This window comes from Plantactinospora sp. ZYX-F-223 (genome assembly GCF_039649625.1).
Lineage (GTDB): Bacteria > Actinomycetota > Actinomycetes > Mycobacteriales > Micromonosporaceae > Plantactinospora.
Genome location: NZ_JBDJAV010000013.1, coordinates 65736 through 81857 on the forward strand (window position 1 = coordinate 65736; position 16122 = coordinate 81857).

The following is a 16122-nucleotide window of genomic DNA, read 5'->3' on the forward strand; positions in this document are numbered from 1 at the left end:
GTCGGCCTGGGCCTACCAGTTGGTCGACCCGGACACCCTCGGCCAGGGCTTCCCGCACGGCTTCATCAGGTACGCGATCCCGCCCGACCCGCCGGAGACCCCGCCGCTGGCGTTGATCCGCTTGGTCCGCAGCCAGATCTGCTCGAACTGGTCCCGCCGGTAGACATTGCGCACCGCGTCGTTGGCCGACGACGCCGGGTCGTTGACCACCACGTCGCCGTCGGCGGTGAAGCCGACCACCACGAACAGGTGCCCCGAGGTGCCGTAGTTGGCCCCCTCCAGCTCCTCGGCCAGGAAGGACTGGCTGGTCACCACCGGGATCCCGGCGTTGATGAAGTGCTCCACCTCGTCCAGCGAGTGCAGTCGGGTCACCTTGGCGTCCAACCCGTACGAGGCGGCGTACGCGGTGTTGAACGGCCAGTTGCCGCAGCCTTCGTACGCGTAGTCGTAGGTCATCCGGGCGGCGTGGTTGACCGACGGGTCGGGGTAGCTGGGGTCGACCCAGGAGGTCTGCTCGGCCGACGGCTTCCGGCCCCAGTACTCCAGCACCATGGTGGTGGAGGTCGGCGAGCACCAGGCCTGGCCGCCGCCGTTGTACTCGGGGTAGTGCCCGGCGTGGATGTTCTGCGAGTAGCGGGGCACCGCCAGCTCCCGGCCCCAGGCGATCCGGCCGGTGCTCGCCGGCACGGTGAACCGGTCCGGCACCAGCGAGCTCATCGCGCCGAGCAGCCAGACCCGGGGGGAGCGGCGGCTCTCCGGCGCGCGGTAGAGGGTCAGCCGCAGTTGGTACGCCCGCAGTAGCACCCCGGTCGCGACGTCGTCGATCGAGAAGGTGTCGGTCCAGATCGTCGAGTACGGGTCGCCCTGCCGGTTCACGCTGGTACGCCGGATGTCCTGGTCGCCGGCGGCCCACCGGCCCATGACGTACCACGGGGTCAGGGCGCCGGTGTTGTAGGTGCCCTGGAGTTCGACCTGGATCCAGGTGCCGGCCGGGGTCTCGGCGTTCCACGAGGCGACCAGTTCGCTGGCGTCGAAGCCGACCGGGGTGACCGGCGAGGTCCAGGTGGCGTACGACCAGGTGCGGGTGGTGCCGGTGTGCGGATCGGCGTATTCGGTGCTGCCGGCCGGGCGCAGCATGGTGATCCCGGTCCGCGCGCCGGGAAGGGCGACGGTGCCCTGGTGGGTGCCGCGCCGCCAGTCGGCGTAGCTGGAGAAGCCCTGCCAGGTGATCTGCTCGTCGTGCGGTGCCGGGCGGGGGCGGCCGGTCGCGGCGCCGGCCCGGGCCGGCACGCCGGTGCCGAGCAGGGCCAGGCCGGAGAGGCCGGCGAGGGTGAAGGTGCGTCGGCTGATCTGGTTCGGCGAACTGGCCATCGATGCTCCGCAGGGGGACGAAGGTCGGGGTCCTGTCGCCACTATTCCGCTCGGCAGGAACTTTCGCCAGATGTTCAAGCTAAGAAAATCTTTGCCGGGAGAAGGGCCCAACTGGCATGGGACGCCAAGTGATCCATATTGATATGACCATGGTACGGATGGTGCAGTGTGCACTACCCAGCGGAGTCCTCCCTACCCCCAGGAGGTTTACATGCTCTTCCGCACCTGGACGTCCGGGCCGTCGATCCGGCACCGGGCCCGGGCCGGCGCGCTCGCCGGCACCGTCGTGCTTGGACTCGTTGTGGCCGGCATCGGCCCGGCGGCCGGCGCCGCCAGCGCTCGACCGGACCGGGCCGAGGCCGGATCGGCGACCAGCGCCGAATACCGGGTGACCGGCCCACGCACCCTGGCCGACCGCAACGCGGTGGCCGCCACCGGCACCAGCATCGACTACGTCGAGCACGGCACGCTCTACGTCACCGCCACCGCCGCCGAGGTGAAGGCGATCACCGCGCTCGGCTTCCAGGTGGCGGCCGTACCGGCGGCGCCGGACCGCGGCCAGCACGAGCACGGCGACGTGGGAGTGCTCGACTTCCCGCCGGCCGACTCGGCGTACCACAACTACGCCGAGCTGAACGCGGTGCTCAACCAGGTGGTCGCCGACCATCCGACCATCGCCCGCCGGTCCAGCATGGGCACCTCCTACGAGGGGCGCGACCTGCCGGTCATCAAGATCTCCGACAACGTCGGCACCGACGAGAACGAGCCGGAGATCCTGTTCAACTCGCAGCAGCACGCCCGCGAGCACCTGACCGTCGAGATGGCTATCTACCTGCTCAACCTCTTCACCGACAACTACGGCTCCGACTCCCGGATCACCAACATCGTCAACAGCCGGGAGATCTGGATCGTCCCGACGGTCAACCCGGACGGCAGCGAGTACGACATCGCCACCGGTTCCTACCGGTCCTGGCGGAAGAACCGGCAGCCGAACAGCGGGTCGTCGAACGTCGGCACCGACCTGAACCGGAACTGGGGCTACAACTGGGGCTGCTGCGGCGGCTCGTCCGGCTCGACCTCCTCGGAGACCTACCGGGGCCCGTCGGCGTTCTCCGCGCCGGAGACCGCCCGGCTGCGCGACTTCGTCAACAGCCGGGTCGTCGGCGGTACCCAGCAGATCAAGGTGAACATCGACTTCCACACCTACTCGGAGCTGGTGCTCTGGCCGTACGGCTACACCACCGCGAACACCGGGCCGGGGCTGAACGCCGACCAGGAGCGGACCTTCCGAACCCTCGGCCAGCAGATGGCGGCCACCAACGGCTACACCCCGGAGCAGTCCAGCGACCTCTACATCACCGACGGGGACAGCCTGGACTGGATGTGGGCGACCCACAACATCTTCGCGTACACCTTCGAGATGTACCCGGGCTCGGCCGGTGGCGGCGGCTTCTACCCGCCCGACGAGGTGATCCCGGCGCAGACCTCCCGCAACCGGGAGGCGGTGCTGATCCTGAGCGAGTACGCAGACTGCCCGTACCGGGTGGTCGGGCTGCAGGCGACGTACTGCGGCACCGGCGGCGGCACCACGGTCTGGTCGGACACCTTCGAGACCGCGACCGGCTGGACCGTCAACCCGGCCGGCACCGACACCGCCACCTCGGGGGCGTGGGAACGGGGTACCGCGCAGGCGACCACCTCCAGCGGCGCCAAGCAGCTCGCCCCGTACGCCGGCAGCAACGACCTGGTCACCGGCCGGCTGGCCGGCGCGGCGGCCGGTGACCACGACGTGGACGGCGGCCTGAGCACCGCCCAGTCACCGGCGATCACGCTGCCCGGCAGCGGGACGTTGACGCTCTCCCTGGCCTGGTATCTCGCGCACGGGTCGAACGCCTCGTCCGCGGACTACCTGCGGGTGAGCGTCGTGCACAGCGGCGGGACCAGCCAACTGCTCAACCAGGCCGGCGCGGCCAGCAACCGCAACGGCAGTTGGACGACCGCCACCGCCAACCTGTCGGCGTACGCCGGGCAATCGGTGCGGCTGCTGGTGCAAGCCGCCGATGCCTCCGGGGCCAGCCTGGTGGAGGCGGCGATCGACAACGTGACGATCACCAGCTCGTAGCGGTCCGACCCCCCGAGCCCGCTCGGTGGCGGGCTCGGGGGCGCCTCATCCGGCGAGGGCGTCCAGGATCTGCTGCCCGTACTTCGCGAGCTTGTTCTCCCCGACGCCGTTGACCCCGGCCAGCTCGGCCAGGGTCGTCGGCGGCTCGGCCGCGATCTGCCGCAGCGTCGCGTCGTGGAAGATGACGTACGCCGGCACGCCCTGCTCCTTGGCGGTGGCCGCACGCCAGGCCCGGAGCCGTTCGAAGACCGGCTCGGCGTCCGGCGGCAGCGCGACGGCGGCGGCCCCGGCGGCCCGGGGCTTCGCGGCCCGGCCGGTGGACGCGGCCCGGGGCGCCTCGCGGCGCATCATCACCTCGCGCCGCTTGCCGAGGACGTCTGCGCTGGTCTCGGTGAGCACCAGCGTGCCGTAGTCGCCCTCGACCGCCAGTAGCCCCTGGGCGAGCAGTTGCCGGACCACGCCGCGCCACTCGGACTCGGTCAGTTCGGTGCCGATGCCGAAGACGCTGAGCGTGTCGTGCCGGTGCTGGGTGACCTTCTCGGTCTGCCGGCCGAGCAGGATGTCGATGGACTGGCCGGCGCCGAACCGCTGGTCGCGCTCGCGGTGCAGGCGCAGCACCGTGGAGAGCAGCTTCTGCGCCGCGATGGTGCCGTCCCAGGACTCGGGCGGGCTCAGGCAGGTGTCGCAGTTGCCGCACGGCCCGCTCTGCTGGCCGAAGTATCCGAGCAGTTGGATCCGCCGGCACTGGACCGTCTCGCAGAGCGCCAGCATGCCATCGAGGTGTGTGCCGAGCACCCGGCGCCGGGCCAGGTCGCCGTCGGAACCCTCGATCAGCTTGCGCTGCTGCACCACGTCCTGCAACCCGTACGCCAGCCAGGCGGTGGAGGGCAGGCCGTCCCGACCGGCCCGGCCGGTCTCCTGGTAGTAGCCCTCGATCGACTTCGGCAGGTCGAGATGGGCGACGAAGCGTACGTCCGGCTTGTCGATCCCCATCCCGAAGGCGATCGTCGCGACCATCACCAGCCCGTCCTCGCGGAGGAACCGCTGCTGGTTGGCGGCCCGGGTCGGCGCGTCCAGCCCGGCGTGGTACGGCAGGGCCGGTACGCCGTTCTGCACGAGGAACTCGGCGATCTTCTCCACCGAGGCCCGGGACAGGCAGTAGACGATGCCGGCGTCACCGGGATGCTCGGTGCGGAGCAGGTCGAGGAGCTGCTTCTTCGGCTCCCGCTTCGGCACGATCCGATACTGGATGTTGGGCCGGTCGAAGCTGGCGACGAAGTGCCGGGCGTCCTTGAGGTTGAGCCGGGCCGCGATCTCGGCATGGGTGTCCGGGGTGGCGGTGGCGGTCAGCGCGATCCGGGGGACCGCCGGCCACCGCTCGTGCAGCATCGACAGGGCGAGGTAGTCGGGGCGGAAGTCGTGGCCCCACTGGGCGACGCAGTGCGCCTCGTCGATCGCGAACAGCGCGATGGTGCCGCGGTCGAGCAGTCGGAGCACGTGTTCCGAGCGCAGCGCCTCGGGGGCGAGGTAGAGCAGGTCGAGGTCACCGGCGAGGAAGGCCGTCTCCACCAGTCGGCGGGCCTCGAAGTCCTGAGTGGAGTTGAGGAAGCCGGCGCGTACCCCGAGGGTGGTCAGGGCGTCGACCTGGTCCTGCATCAGCGCGATGAGCGGCGAGATCACCACCCCGACCCCGTCCCGGACGAGCGCGGGGATCTGGTAGCAGAGCGATTTGCCGCCGCCGGTCGGCATCAGCACCAGCGCGTCGCGGCCGTTCACGAGCTGGTCGATGATCTCGCGCTGCTCGCCTCGGAAGCTGTCGTAGCCGAAGACCCGGCGCAGCACGTCGAGGGCGTCGCCGGTCCGCTGGTCGGTGGGGAGGGCCATTCGGCGGATTCTACGAGGCTCACCCGACGGAAACCCGTCCCCGGCCACGTGCCGCCGGAAAGGTCCGCCCGTCCTGAGCGGCCGCCCGGACAGCTTCTGATCAGCGGGAACGGTGTACGGATGGCGCTATGCCGCTGCCGGGTCACGGAGCGGATGCGCTACCGTTGCCCCGACCACCCCGCAGCGAAGCCGGTGTGAAACCGGCGCTGTCCCGCAACTGTGATGCCTCCCGCACCCGCTCGCCGCCCTCGGGCGGCCCCGAGCCCGGCATGCGGAGGATGAGCCAGGTCGCCTGCGGTGCGGTCGCGGAAAGCGCCTTCGAGGAAGGGCGCCCCGTGGGCGGGGGGCACAGGCACCTGTCGGCGGAGCACCAGACCTCACCCGACAGGAGGACCGATGACCCGACGTACGCCCCGACTGCTGGCCGCGCTGCTGGCCGGCGCGGCGCTGGCCCTGACCGGCTGCGCCGCCGACGACCCCGGGCAGGAGGCGGCGCCGAGCGCCAGCGGCGCCAGTTATCCGGTGACCGTCGGCACCCTCACCCTCGACAAGCGCCCCGAGAAGATCGTCGTACTCGGCCCGACCGCCACCGAGATGCTCTTCGCGATCGGCGCGGGGGGCCAGGTCGCCGCCGTCGACGACAACTCGAACTATCCGGCCGAGGCGCCGAAGACCGAGTTGTCGGCGTTCACCCCGAACGCCGAGGCGATCGCGGCGAAGAACCCCGACCTGGTGGTACTCACCAACGACCTGAACAAGATCGTGGACCAGCTCGGCCAGTTGAAGATCCCGTACTACCTGGCACCGGCGGCGAAGACGCTGGACGACACGTACCGGCAGCTCACCGACCTCGGCACGCTCACCGGGCATCCGGCCGAGGCGGCCGACCTGGTCGGCCGGATGAAGGGCGAGATCGAGAAGCTGGTGGCGGACGTGCCGCAGCGGCCGGCGAAGCTGAGCTACTTCTACGAGCTCGGCCCGGAGTACTACTCGCTGACCAGCAAGACCTTCGTCGGTTCGCTGTTTGCGATGGTCGGGTTGGAGAACATCGCCGACCCCGCCGACGCCGACGGCTCCAAGGGCGGCTATCCGCAACTCGGCGAGGAGGCGATCATCAAGGCCGACCCGGACCTGGTATTCCTGGCCGACACCAAGTGCTGCCAGCAGTCCGCGCAGACGGTCTCGGCCCGCAAGGGCTGGTCCGGGATGACCGTGGTGAAGAACAACCAGGTCGTCGGGCTCGACGACGACGTCGCGTCCCGGTGGGGCCCCCGGGTGGTCGAGCTGCTCCGGGTGATCGTGGACGCGGTCGCCAAGGTGCCCGCTTGAGCACAGCCGGTGCCCCGGCCCGCCCCGCCGCCCCGATCGTGCCCGGTCGTGCCGCCCGGGGCGGCCGGCCCACCCGGCCCGCCGGGCTGCGTCGCCGATGGCTGGTCGCGGGCTTCGCGGCGGTACTGGCCGCAGCGGTGGCCGGCATCGCGTTCGGGCCGGTCAGCCTGCCGCCCGGCGGCGTCGCGATCGAGCTGCTCAACCTCGTGCCCGGGGTGCACCTGCACAGCGGCCTGAACGAGCGCGAGATCGCCATCGTCACCGAGCTGCGGCTGCCCCGGGTGGTGCTCGGCCTGCTCGTCGGCGGGATGCTGGCCCTGGCCGGCGGCTGCTACCAGGGCGTCTTCCGCAACCCGCTGGCCGACCCGCACCTGCTCGGCGTCGCCGCCGGAGCCGGTCTCGCGGTGACCGCCGTGATCGTGGTGCGCGGGGTCACCGGCGCCGACGTCACGGTCGGGCTGCCGGTCACGGTGCCGCTGGCCGCGTTCGTCGGGGCGCTCGGCGCGGTGCTGCTGACCTACCTGCTCGGCGCGGCCGGCGGCCGGGACCGCTCCCCGGCCACGCTGATCCTGGCCGGGGTGGCGGTCTCCGCCTTCCTGGCCGCCGGCCAGACCTACCTGCTGCAACGCAACGCCGAGAGCATCCAGGAGGTCTACTCGTGGATGCTCGGCCGGCTCGCCACCGCCGGCTGGCACGACGTACTGGTGGTGCTGCCGTACGCGGTGTTCACCACCGCCGTGGTGCTGGTGCACCGGCGCGAACTCGACGTACTGGCGCTCGGTGACGACGAGGCGAGCAGCCTCGGGCTGCACCCGCAGCGCTCCCGGCTGCTGCTGGTCGCCGCCGCCTCGCTGGCCACCGCCGCCGCGGTCTCGGTCTCCGGGCTGATCGGCTTCGTCGGCGTCATCGTCCCGCACGTCGTACGGATGCTGGCCGGGGCGAGCTACCGGGCGGTGCTGCCGCTGTCGGTGCTCTTCGGCGGCGCCTTCCTGGCCCTGACCGACCTGGCTGCCCGGACCGTCGCCGCACCGGCCGAGATCCCGATCGGCGTGGTGACCGCGCTGCTCGGCGGCCCGTTCTTCGCGATCGTGCTGCGCACCACCCGGCGGGTGGCGGAATGACCGCCTCGACCCGGACGACCGTCCCGAACGGCGTCCCGAACGGCGTCGCCGTCGAGGTGACCGACCTCGGCATCACCCTCGGCGGGGCACGCATCCTGACCGGGGTCAGCCTCTCGGTCCGGACCGGGGAGTGGGTCACCGTGATCGGACCCAACGGCGCCGGCAAATCCACCCTGCTCCGCGCGGTCGGCGGGCTGCTGCCGGCCAGCACCGGGTCGGTCTCCCTCTTCGGTACGCCGATCGCCCGGCTCCGCCGCCGGGACCGGGCCCGGACGGTGGCGACGGTGCCGCAGTCCCCGGTCGTGCCGGCCGGAATGGCGGTACTCGACTACGTGCTGCTCGGCCGTACCCCGTACGTGCCGCCGCTGGGCCGGGAGTCCGCCGCCGACCTGGCGGTCGCGTACGACGTACTGGACCGGCTGGACCTGACCGGGTTCGCCGCCCGGCCGCTGGCGACCCTCTCCGGGGGTGAACGGCAGCGGGTCTTCCTGGCCCGGGCGCTGGCCCAGGGCGCCCCGCTGCTGCTGCTCGACGAGCCGACCAGTGCGCTGGACATCGGTCACCAGCAGGAGGTGCTGGAACTCGTCGACCAGCTCCGCACCGACCACGGACTGACGGTGCTGGCCACCATGCACGACCTCTCGGTCGCCGGCGAGTACGCCGACCGGATGGTGCTGGTCGCAGCCGGTGCGGTGGTCGCCGACGGCCCGCCCCGGGCGGTGCTCACCGACGACCTGCTCGGTACGCACTACCGGGCCCGGGTCCGGGTGATCGAGGGGGAACACGGCCCCCTCGTGGTCCCGGTCCGGACCCGCCGCGCCGCCGACTAACTGAGGCGAGGAGTCGCGGTGGTCACCGGGAACAGGCCGCTCGATCTCGTCCCGGACCTTCGCAGAGCAGTCGAGCCGGCATCCGCACGCCGTCAGACCCTCGATCCCGGCCCGGGCCCGGTGTGCCGCTGACCACCGGCTCCGGGATCTGGCTGGCCAGCAGCCATATGCCCTTCGAGCGTGATACCACGGTGTCATCAGGATGACTCCGTGGTATCACCGTGCAGCGGGAAGTGCTCGCCCGGCGGGCGACACCCGACTAGCTGAACCGGCGCCCCTCGTCCCGCCGGTACGCCCAGCCGGCGATCGTGGCCAGCAGCACGATCCAGACGGCGAGCATCACCAGCGAGAGCCGGTCGACCGGGAAGTCGCCGACGGCCGCCCACATCAGCTCGACCGCGCCCCGGGTCGGCAGGTAGGGAGCGATCGCCTCGATGAACCCGGGCGAGTCGCCGGGCGGGAAGAGCAGCCCGCCGCCGAAGGCCAGCGGGAAGAAGACGACCTGGGCGACCACGATCGCCGCCTTGCTCGGCAGGGAGTAGCCGATCGCGAGCCCCATCAGGGTGAACGGCACCGCGACCACCACGACCGTACCGAGCGCGGCCAGGAAGGCCGGGCCGGTCAGCCGGGCCTCGGTGGCCACCGCCGCGATCACCACCACCGGGAGCAGCGAGATCAGGGTCAGGATCAGGCCGGCGAGGATCCGCCCGGCGAACCGGGGTGCGGCCCCGGCGGGCAGCGTCCGCAGGTACGGGTCCCAGGGCTGCGCCCGGTCCTCGGCCACCCCGATGCCGTACTGGAAGATGTTGGTGCTCATCACCGAGAAGGTGACCATCGAGGCGGTGGCGTAGGTGGCGATCACCGGATCGTCGCCGCTGAACGGGACGACGAAGAAGAGCATCGAGGCGGCCGGGAAGAAGGCGCTGCCGACCAGCGCGATCGGGATCCGGACCGTCTCCAGCAACTGGTATCTGGCGTGCACGAGCGAGAGTCGCACGATCGGTTCCTCCGTCACACGTCGGCGGGCTGGGGGGCGGGCTGTGGCTGCGGCTCGGACTGCGCCCGGCGGTCGGACGGCGCCTCGGTGATGGCCAGGAAGGCGTCCTCCAGGCTGCTCGGCCGGATCTCCAGGTCGGCGAAGGGGACACCGCTGCGCACCAGGTCCCGGACGAGTTGGTCCGCGTCGGTGGTGAGCAGGTGGGTGACGCCGTCGACCCGCTCCACGGCCCGTACCCCGGGCAGTGCCGGCAACTCCGGGGCGACCAGGCTGACCCGGCGTACCCCGACCAGGTCGCGGATCGCGCTGACGCTGTCGTCGGCGAGTACCCGGCCGTGGCCGAGCACCACCACCCGGTGCGCCAGCGCCTCGATCTCCTCCAGGTAGTGGCTGCTCAGCAGCACCGTGCCGCCGTCGGCGTGGAACTGTCGGATGCCGTCCCAGAGTTCGCGGCGGGCGGTCACGTCCAGTCCGGTGGTCGGCTCGTCCAGGAAGACCAGCCGGGGACGGCCGACGAAGGCGAGCGCGACCGCCAGCCGGCGCTTCTGCCCGCCGGAGAGGCCACCGGTCTGCCGCCGGACCAGGTCGTCGATGCCGAACCGGCCGAGCAACTCGGCCCGGGGGACCGGGTCGGCGTAGTGCGCGGAGACGAAGTCGACCACCTCGCCGACCCGCAGGGTGGGCGGCAGCCCGGTCTCCTGCGGCGTCATCCCGATCTGCCGGCGGCACGCCGGGTCGCGGGGGTCGCCGCCGAAGAGTTCGACCCGGCCGGAGCTGACCCGGCGCAGCCCGACCAGCAGGCTCAGCAGGGTGCTCTTGCCGGCGCCGTTCGGGCCCAGCAGGCCGACCAGTTCACCGGCCGGAAGTTCGAGGTCGACCCGGTCGAGGGCGGTGACGTCGCCGTACCGGCGGGTGGCCTGGACGGCGCGGGCGAGAATCATGGCTTCTCCTCCGTCTGGGGCGGATCGAGCAGGGCACGTACCGCCAGGGTGTATTCCTCGAAGGCGAACCGGCCGCGCTGGGTGAGCCCGACGAGCGTGGTCGGGGTGCGGCCCTGGTGGGTCTTGACGATCTCGACGTAGCCGGCCTCTTCGAGCTTGCGCAGGTGCACCGAGAGGTTGCCGGCGGTCATCTGGAGGATGTCCTGGAGCCGGGGGAAGGTGATCCGGTCGCCGCCCCGCAGGGTGGCGAGGGTCGCGGTCACCCGTAACCGGGCCTGTGCGTGGATCACGGGGTCGAGTTCGGGAAGGCCGGTCACGAGACGCTCCGGGCGCTCCCGCTCGGGGTGCCCGGCATGCCGGCGGCGAGGTTCCGGCTGCGAACCCGGTCGCGGAGCAGGAAGTGGACCCCGGCCACCAGCATCCCGCCGCCGCCGAGGACCGAGATCACCAGGGCGTGCCAGCCGGAGCCGGCGATCAGCCCGGCGATGTTGATGACGCTGATCCAGACGCCGAGCCGGAACAGGTTGCGGTCCAGCCAGATCGCGCCGCCGGCCATGTGCAGGGCGCCGGTGAGCCCGACGGCCACGCCGGCCCAGAGCAGTCCGGCGACGTCCTCGGGCAGGTGGTCGGAGACCCGGCCGAGCACCGTGCTGATGCCGCTGAACCCGAGACCCCAGGCCAGGCCGTACCACAGGCCGCGCCGGTTGGAGTCGCCGGTGACCTGCCCGTACGTCCGGCCGCCGACGATCCCGGAGATGATCCCGGCGGCGACCAGCAGGGTGAGCAGGGTGAGCAGTGGCAGCCAGGTGGGCAGGTCGACGAAGACCCGGCCGTCCGGCCCGAAGCGCAGGAAGAACAGGCCGAAGCCGATCAGCCAGGCGAGCCCCCAGGGCCAGTAGTACCAGAGCAGGTTGGGGCTGAGCCTGCGGGCCGCCTCGGCCTGCTGCTCGGCGATCAGCCGCAGCGCGGCGGCCGGGTCGGGGGGCGGCAGTTCGTCGCGGTCGTCGGTGGGGCTTCCGGTGCGGTCGTCGTCAAAGTTCCCGGTCACGTAAACGAGTTTACAATACAAAGTCCATTACCGCACGAAGTAGTTTTCGAGCGGTCCAACGGGTCGCCAGCCGGCCAGGCGGATGCTGGTGTTCCCCCTCGAACTCTGGCCCGGCCGGGCGGCGCCCCGCCTCCGGTCAGAGGGGTGCGGGCAGCGGTTCGCTGTGCAGCACGGCGAGCCGGGAGACCGCCCGGGTCAGCACCACGTAGAGCCGGTGCAGGCCGCGCGGTTCCGCCGCCACGATCCGGGCCGGCTCGACCACGATCACGTGGTCGTACTCCAGACCCTTGGCCAGGGTGGCCGGCACCACGGTGACCCGGGCCGCCGCCTCGACCTCGTCGGCGCTCGCCGTCGGGATGCCGGCACCGGCCAAGGCGGTGCGCAGCCCGTCCGTCTCGGCCTCGGCGGCGATCACCGCGATCGAGCCGTCGTGGGCCAGCGCCGCCCGCACCTCGGCCACCGTCGCCGCCGGCAGGTCGGTCACGGTACGGATGTCCAGCGTGCCGTCGGAGCGCAGCGACTCGGCCGGCGGTACGTCCACGGCCAGCGCCGGCAGCAGCCGGTTGGCCAGCGCCACCACCGCGGCCGGTACCCGGAACCCCATGGTCAGCGGCACCACCGAGGCGTCCGGCTTGCCGAGGTGTCGCAGCGACTCCCGCCAGTCGGTGGCGGCCCACGGGGCGGTGCCCTGGGCGAGGTCGCCGAGGAGCGTGATCGAGCCGTGCTCGCTGCGCCGGGCGATCACCCGGCACTGCATCGGGGAGAGGTCCTGGGCCTCGTCGACCACCACGTGCCCGAAGCTGGGCAGCCGCTCGACCAGCCCGGCCGCCTCGTCGACCAGTACGGCGTCGGCGGCGGTCCACTTCGTCGCCTTCGGGGTGCGCGGCGGCTTCGACCAGGTCAGCAGGGCCTGCTCGGCCTCGGTGAGCAGTCCGTCGGCGGCGGCCGCCAGTGCTTCGGGGTCGGCCAGCAGGCGGTGCACCAGCCCGTCCGGGGTGACCGCCGGCCAGCAGTGGTCGAGGAACTCGGTGACCGGCTTCGACCGGCCCATCCGGCGCAGCCAGCTCTCGCCGGGTGAGTCGCCCCGGCGGGCCTCCGACTGCCGTTGCAGCAGCCCGACCACCCGGACCCGGACCCGCTCCCGGCCGGTGGCGTACGGCAGCCCCTCCCGGCGGGCCTCCTCGACGATCCGGCGCAGCGCCTCCGCCGTCACCCGCCACCGGTACGAGCCGTCGGAGACCACGATCGGCTCCTCCGGTGCCCGCAACTGCCCGGCCAGCGCCCGGCGCAGCACCTCGGCCATCCGGGGATCGTGCTTCAGCCCGGCGGTGGCCGGGGGGTCCACGGCACGTACCGGGGTGCCGAGCAGGTCCTCCACGGTCGTCTGGGTCACCTCGACCTCGCCCAGCGCCGGCAGTACCGCCGAGATGTACGACAGGAACGCCCGGTTCGGCCCGACCACCAGTACCCCGGACCGGCGCAGCCGCTCCCGGTGCAGATAGAGCAGGTACGCGGCCCGGTGCAGGCCGACCGCCGTCTTCCCGGTCCCCGGCGCCCCCTGCACGCAGATCGAGTCGGCCAGCTCGGCCCGGACCAGCTCGTCCTGCTCCGGCTGGATGGTGGCGACGATGTCCCGCATCGGCCCGACCCGGGGGCGTTCGATCTCGGCGGTCAGGATCCGGCTGGCGGTGCCGTACTCCTCGCCCCGGTCGAGGTGTTCGTCCTCGAAGCTGGTGAGCTGGCCGGCGCCGAAGCCGAACCGCCGCCGGACCCGTACCCCCTGCGGGTCCCGGACGGTGGCCCGGTAGAACGAGCGGGAGATCGGGGCCCGCCAGTCCAGCACCATCGGCTCGCCGGCCGGGTCGGTGACGTGCCGCCGCCCGATGTGGTGGCTGGCGTCGGCGAAGTCGAGGCGGCCGAAGAAGAGCGGGGTGCCCGGATCGTCGGCGAGTTCGGCGACTCGCCGGGAGAGGGTCCGGCCGAGCGTCTCGGCCGCGTACGCGTCACCGGCGACGTCCTGGCCGGTCCGGAAGAGCGACTCGGCGTGCTCCCGCATCCGCCGCAGGGCGGCCCGGGAGGCGGCCAGGTGTGCGCGTTCGTGATCCAGGTCGGTGTCGAGGTCCTGTGCGGGCATGCTGGTTTCCCATCGGCGCGTCAGCGCGTCGGCTGCTCGCTCGCGTATCCGGGGGCGGATGGCCGGCACCCGGCGCGGGGACGTCCGCTGCGGTGCTTTCTCACCTCGGCCGTCAAGCGGGCAGCAAGCCTACCTGCGGCTCAGCTCCCGCTCCACCGAATTTCACCCGCCGCGCCGGCCGGACCGCCGGCCGGGTGTGCTCGCCAGCATGTCGGCCGGGGTGAAGGTGCGGACCTCCGGGTGGCCGGCCAGCGTCTCGTCGCCACCGCCGCGCGACCAGAGCCCGAAGGTCAGGCCGGCCGGTCCGGGCGGCGGCAGGTGGCCGGCCCGGCGCCGCAGGTCGGTCAGGTCGCGCAGGGTGAGCGGTCTGGTCTGCCAGCGGGCCTCGCCGACGAGTACGGGATCGTCGCCGGCCAGGCCGAGCACGTCGATCTCGACGGTCTCGTCCTTCCACCACCGGCCGACCACCGTCTCGGCGGGCAGCGCACCCGTGGCCACCAGACGCTGGGCGTGCTCCCGGGCGGCCGCCTCGAACACCCGGGCGAGGTGGGTCTGCCACCGCCCCCAGGTGCGTCGCCGGACCGCGGGCCCCTGCCCGCCGTCGATCAGGTCGGCGTCGTCGCGCAGCACGGCGAACCAGTACGCGAGGTAGTCGTCGGCGATCTCGTACATCGGGTCGGCCGAGCCGCCCGCGCCGACCGGGCGTACCGCCCGGACGTAGCCGGCCCGGCGCAGCCGGTCAAGGGTGTAGTCGATCCGCTGCTGGGCGCGGCCAGCGATCCGGGACCGCCGCCGGGCGCCGCCGGCCATCGCGGTCAGCACCCGCTCGTAGCCGCCCCGCCAGTCGAGGTCCTCGGAGAGGATGTCCGGCGCGTCGCGCAGCAGCAGGCCGCCGGGGGTGAAGGCCAACTCGTCGAGGTTCTCCTCGGTGGAGCGCCGCGCCGACCAGCGGCTCAGATGCAGCGGGTAGCCGCCGCAGGCCGCGTACGCCTCCAGGAACTGCTCGGGAGCCAGGTCGGGCAGGAAGGCCCGGGCGTCCAGCAGGGGAAACGGGTCCATCCGGCGCTCGACGCCGGCCCGGCGGTGCAACCCGCCCTGCGGGCCGAGCATCTGCTCCATCACCGCGACCGCCGACCCGGAGAGCACCAGCAGTAGCCGCTGGTCGCGGACGTGGTTCTCCCAGACCGCGGAGACGGTGTCGGCGAAGTCGGCGTGCCCGCCGGTCAGCCGGGGCGCCTCGTCGAGCACCACGAGCAGCGGGTCGGTGCGGGCCAGCCGGGCGACGAACCGCAGCGCGGCCTCCCAGTCGGGGAAGGTCGCCGGGGCCAGGTCGGTCACCTCGTCGCCGAGCTGCTCGCGCAGCGCCTCGGCGAACCGGCGGAGCTGCCGGTCGTCGGCGTCCTGCCGGGTGGCGGTGAAGTAGACGGCCCGCTTGCCCCGGGCGAAGTGGGTGAGCAGGTAGGTCTTGCCGACCCGGCGGCGACCCCACACCACCGCCAGCTCCGGGTTGCCCCCGGCGGCCCGCTGCCAGGCCGAGGTCAGCTCGGCCAGCTCGGCCACCCGCCCCACGATCGGCATGGAGGCAGCGTACTACAAACTGTTTGTATCGCCGGCTGGTTGTACTACAAACAGTTTGTGCCACTCGCTCGTCCCTCCTGCGGCTGGGTCGCTGCCGCCGGGCGTCCGGGAGGCGGAATCATGGGCGCATGACCGAGCAGCCCGTCGAGCAGCGGCCGATGATGATCAGCGACCCGCAGGTGATGCGGGCCCTGGCGCATCCGGCCCGGCTGGAGATCATGGAGCACCTGACCACCACCGGGGCGGCGGTCACCGCCACCGAGTGTGCCGAGATCGTCGGGCTCTCGCCGAGCGCGGTCAGCTATCACCTGCGGGAGCTGGCGAAGTACGGGCTGGTCGAGCAGGCGCCGAGCCGCGGTGACGCCCGCGAGCGGCTCTGGCGCAGCAGCGTCGGCTCCTGGGGGGTGGAGGTCGGTCAGGACGCCTCGCCGGAGGCGCGGGCCGCCGAGGAGACCCTGATCGAGGTCTACGCCGCCCGCGACATGGACCGGATCCGGAACTGGGCCCGGCGGGCCGGCGAGGAGCCGAAGGAGTGGTACGACGCGGCCCGGTACGGCGGTGCGGTGCTGATGCTGACCGCCGAGGAGTTGGTGGAGCTGAACGACCGGATCCGCGAGCTGATGCGGCCGTACCGGCGGCGGGAGCGGGTCGACCCGCCCGAGGGTTCTCGCCCGGTGATGGTGCACTACGCGGCGCTGCCGATGGAGTGAGCTGACCGGCTCGGGCGGGGCGGCGGTTGCGTACGGCAGTTGTGAAGGATTACTTTC

Annotated in this window: 13 protein-coding genes; 5 read left to right on the plus strand and 8 right to left on the minus strand. The window is 72.5% G+C overall.

Translation table 11 applies throughout. The annotated features are described in order from the left end of the window. Nucleotides 1-12 precede the first annotated feature (12 nt). A complete protein-coding gene (locus AAH979_RS15200; RefSeq protein WP_346258746.1) occupies nt 13-1371 on the minus strand; it encodes a C39 family peptidase in 1359 nt (452 codons plus the stop codon). Between the two features lie 211 nt (nt 1372-1582). Here AAH979_RS15200 and AAH979_RS15205 point away from each other — a divergent pair, with 211 nt between their 5' ends. Beyond that, nucleotides 1583-3493 carry a M14 family zinc carboxypeptidase gene (locus AAH979_RS15205; protein WP_346258747.1) on the plus strand — a complete coding sequence of 637 codons (1911 nt, stop codon included), beginning with the start codon at nt 1583-1585 and terminating at the stop codon, nt 3491-3493. Nucleotides 3494-3538: 45 nt separating this feature from the next. On the opposite strand, the gene recQ is transcribed toward AAH979_RS15205, so the two are convergent. Next, entirely contained in the window at nt 3539-5377 is a 1839-nt protein-coding gene (recQ, locus tag AAH979_RS15210; protein ID WP_346258748.1) for a DNA helicase RecQ, read from the minus strand. A gap of 396 nt (nt 5378-5773) precedes the next feature. Here recQ and AAH979_RS15215 point away from each other — a divergent pair, with 396 nt between their 5' ends. The 3 genes from AAH979_RS15215 to AAH979_RS15225 are packed head-to-tail and all read left to right on the plus strand — an operon-like array spanning nt 5774 to nt 8657. Beyond that, a complete protein-coding gene (locus tag AAH979_RS15215) occupies nt 5774-6706 on the plus strand; it encodes an ABC transporter substrate-binding protein (protein ID WP_346258749.1) in 933 nt (310 codons plus the stop codon). A 35-nt stretch (nt 6707-6741) separates the two neighbouring features. Beyond that, nucleotides 6742-7827: an iron ABC transporter permease gene (locus AAH979_RS15220; protein ID WP_346258841.1), complete on the plus strand. Its 1086-nt coding sequence runs from the start codon at nt 6742-6744 to the stop codon at nt 7825-7827. Next, nucleotides 7824-8657, plus strand: a complete 834-nt coding sequence (locus AAH979_RS15225; RefSeq protein ID WP_346258750.1) for an ABC transporter ATP-binding protein — start codon at nt 7824-7826, stop codon at nt 8655-8657. The genes AAH979_RS15220 and AAH979_RS15225 overlap by 4 nt, the downstream gene beginning before the upstream one ends. Nucleotides 8658-8916: 259 nt before the next feature. Here the strand turns inward: AAH979_RS15225 and AAH979_RS15230 are convergent, their stop codons facing one another. The 6 genes from AAH979_RS15230 to AAH979_RS15255 form a co-directional block, all read right to left on the minus strand. Then, entirely contained in the window at nt 8917-9654 is a 738-nt protein-coding gene (locus AAH979_RS15230) for an ABC transporter permease (RefSeq protein WP_346258751.1), read from the minus strand. A 14-nt stretch (nt 9655-9668) separates the two neighbouring features. After that, a complete protein-coding gene (locus AAH979_RS15235) occupies nt 9669-10595 on the minus strand; it encodes an ABC transporter ATP-binding protein (protein WP_346258752.1) in 927 nt (308 codons plus the stop codon). Next, nucleotides 10592-10912 carry a transcriptional regulator gene (locus tag AAH979_RS15240; RefSeq protein WP_318400914.1) on the minus strand — a complete coding sequence of 107 codons (321 nt, stop codon included), beginning with the start codon at nt 10910-10912 and terminating at the stop codon, nt 10592-10594. The genes AAH979_RS15235 and AAH979_RS15240 overlap by 4 nt, the downstream gene beginning before the upstream one ends. Next, complete coding sequence (locus AAH979_RS15245) at nt 10909-11643, minus strand: transporter (RefSeq protein WP_346258753.1); 735 nt, start codon at nt 11641-11643, stop codon at nt 10909-10911. Before AAH979_RS15245 ends, AAH979_RS15240 begins: the two co-directional genes overlap by 4 nt. Before the next feature lie 136 nt (nt 11644-11779). After that, a complete protein-coding gene (locus AAH979_RS15250; protein WP_346258754.1) occupies nt 11780-13777 on the minus strand; it encodes an AAA family ATPase in 1998 nt (665 codons plus the stop codon). 162 nt (nt 13778-13939) lie between these two features. After that, on the minus strand, nt 13940-15355 hold the full coding sequence (locus tag AAH979_RS15255) for an ATP-binding protein (RefSeq protein WP_346258755.1): 1416 nt from the start codon (nt 15353-15355) through the stop codon (nt 13940-13942). A gap of 128 nt (nt 15356-15483) precedes the next feature. Between AAH979_RS15255 and AAH979_RS15260 the strand changes: the two genes are divergently transcribed. Then, nucleotides 15484-16065 (plus strand): helix-turn-helix domain-containing protein, encoded by a 582-nt coding sequence (locus AAH979_RS15260; RefSeq protein ID WP_346258756.1) that lies wholly within the window; start codon nt 15484-15486, stop codon nt 16063-16065. Nucleotides 16066-16122: the final 57 nt, after the last annotated feature.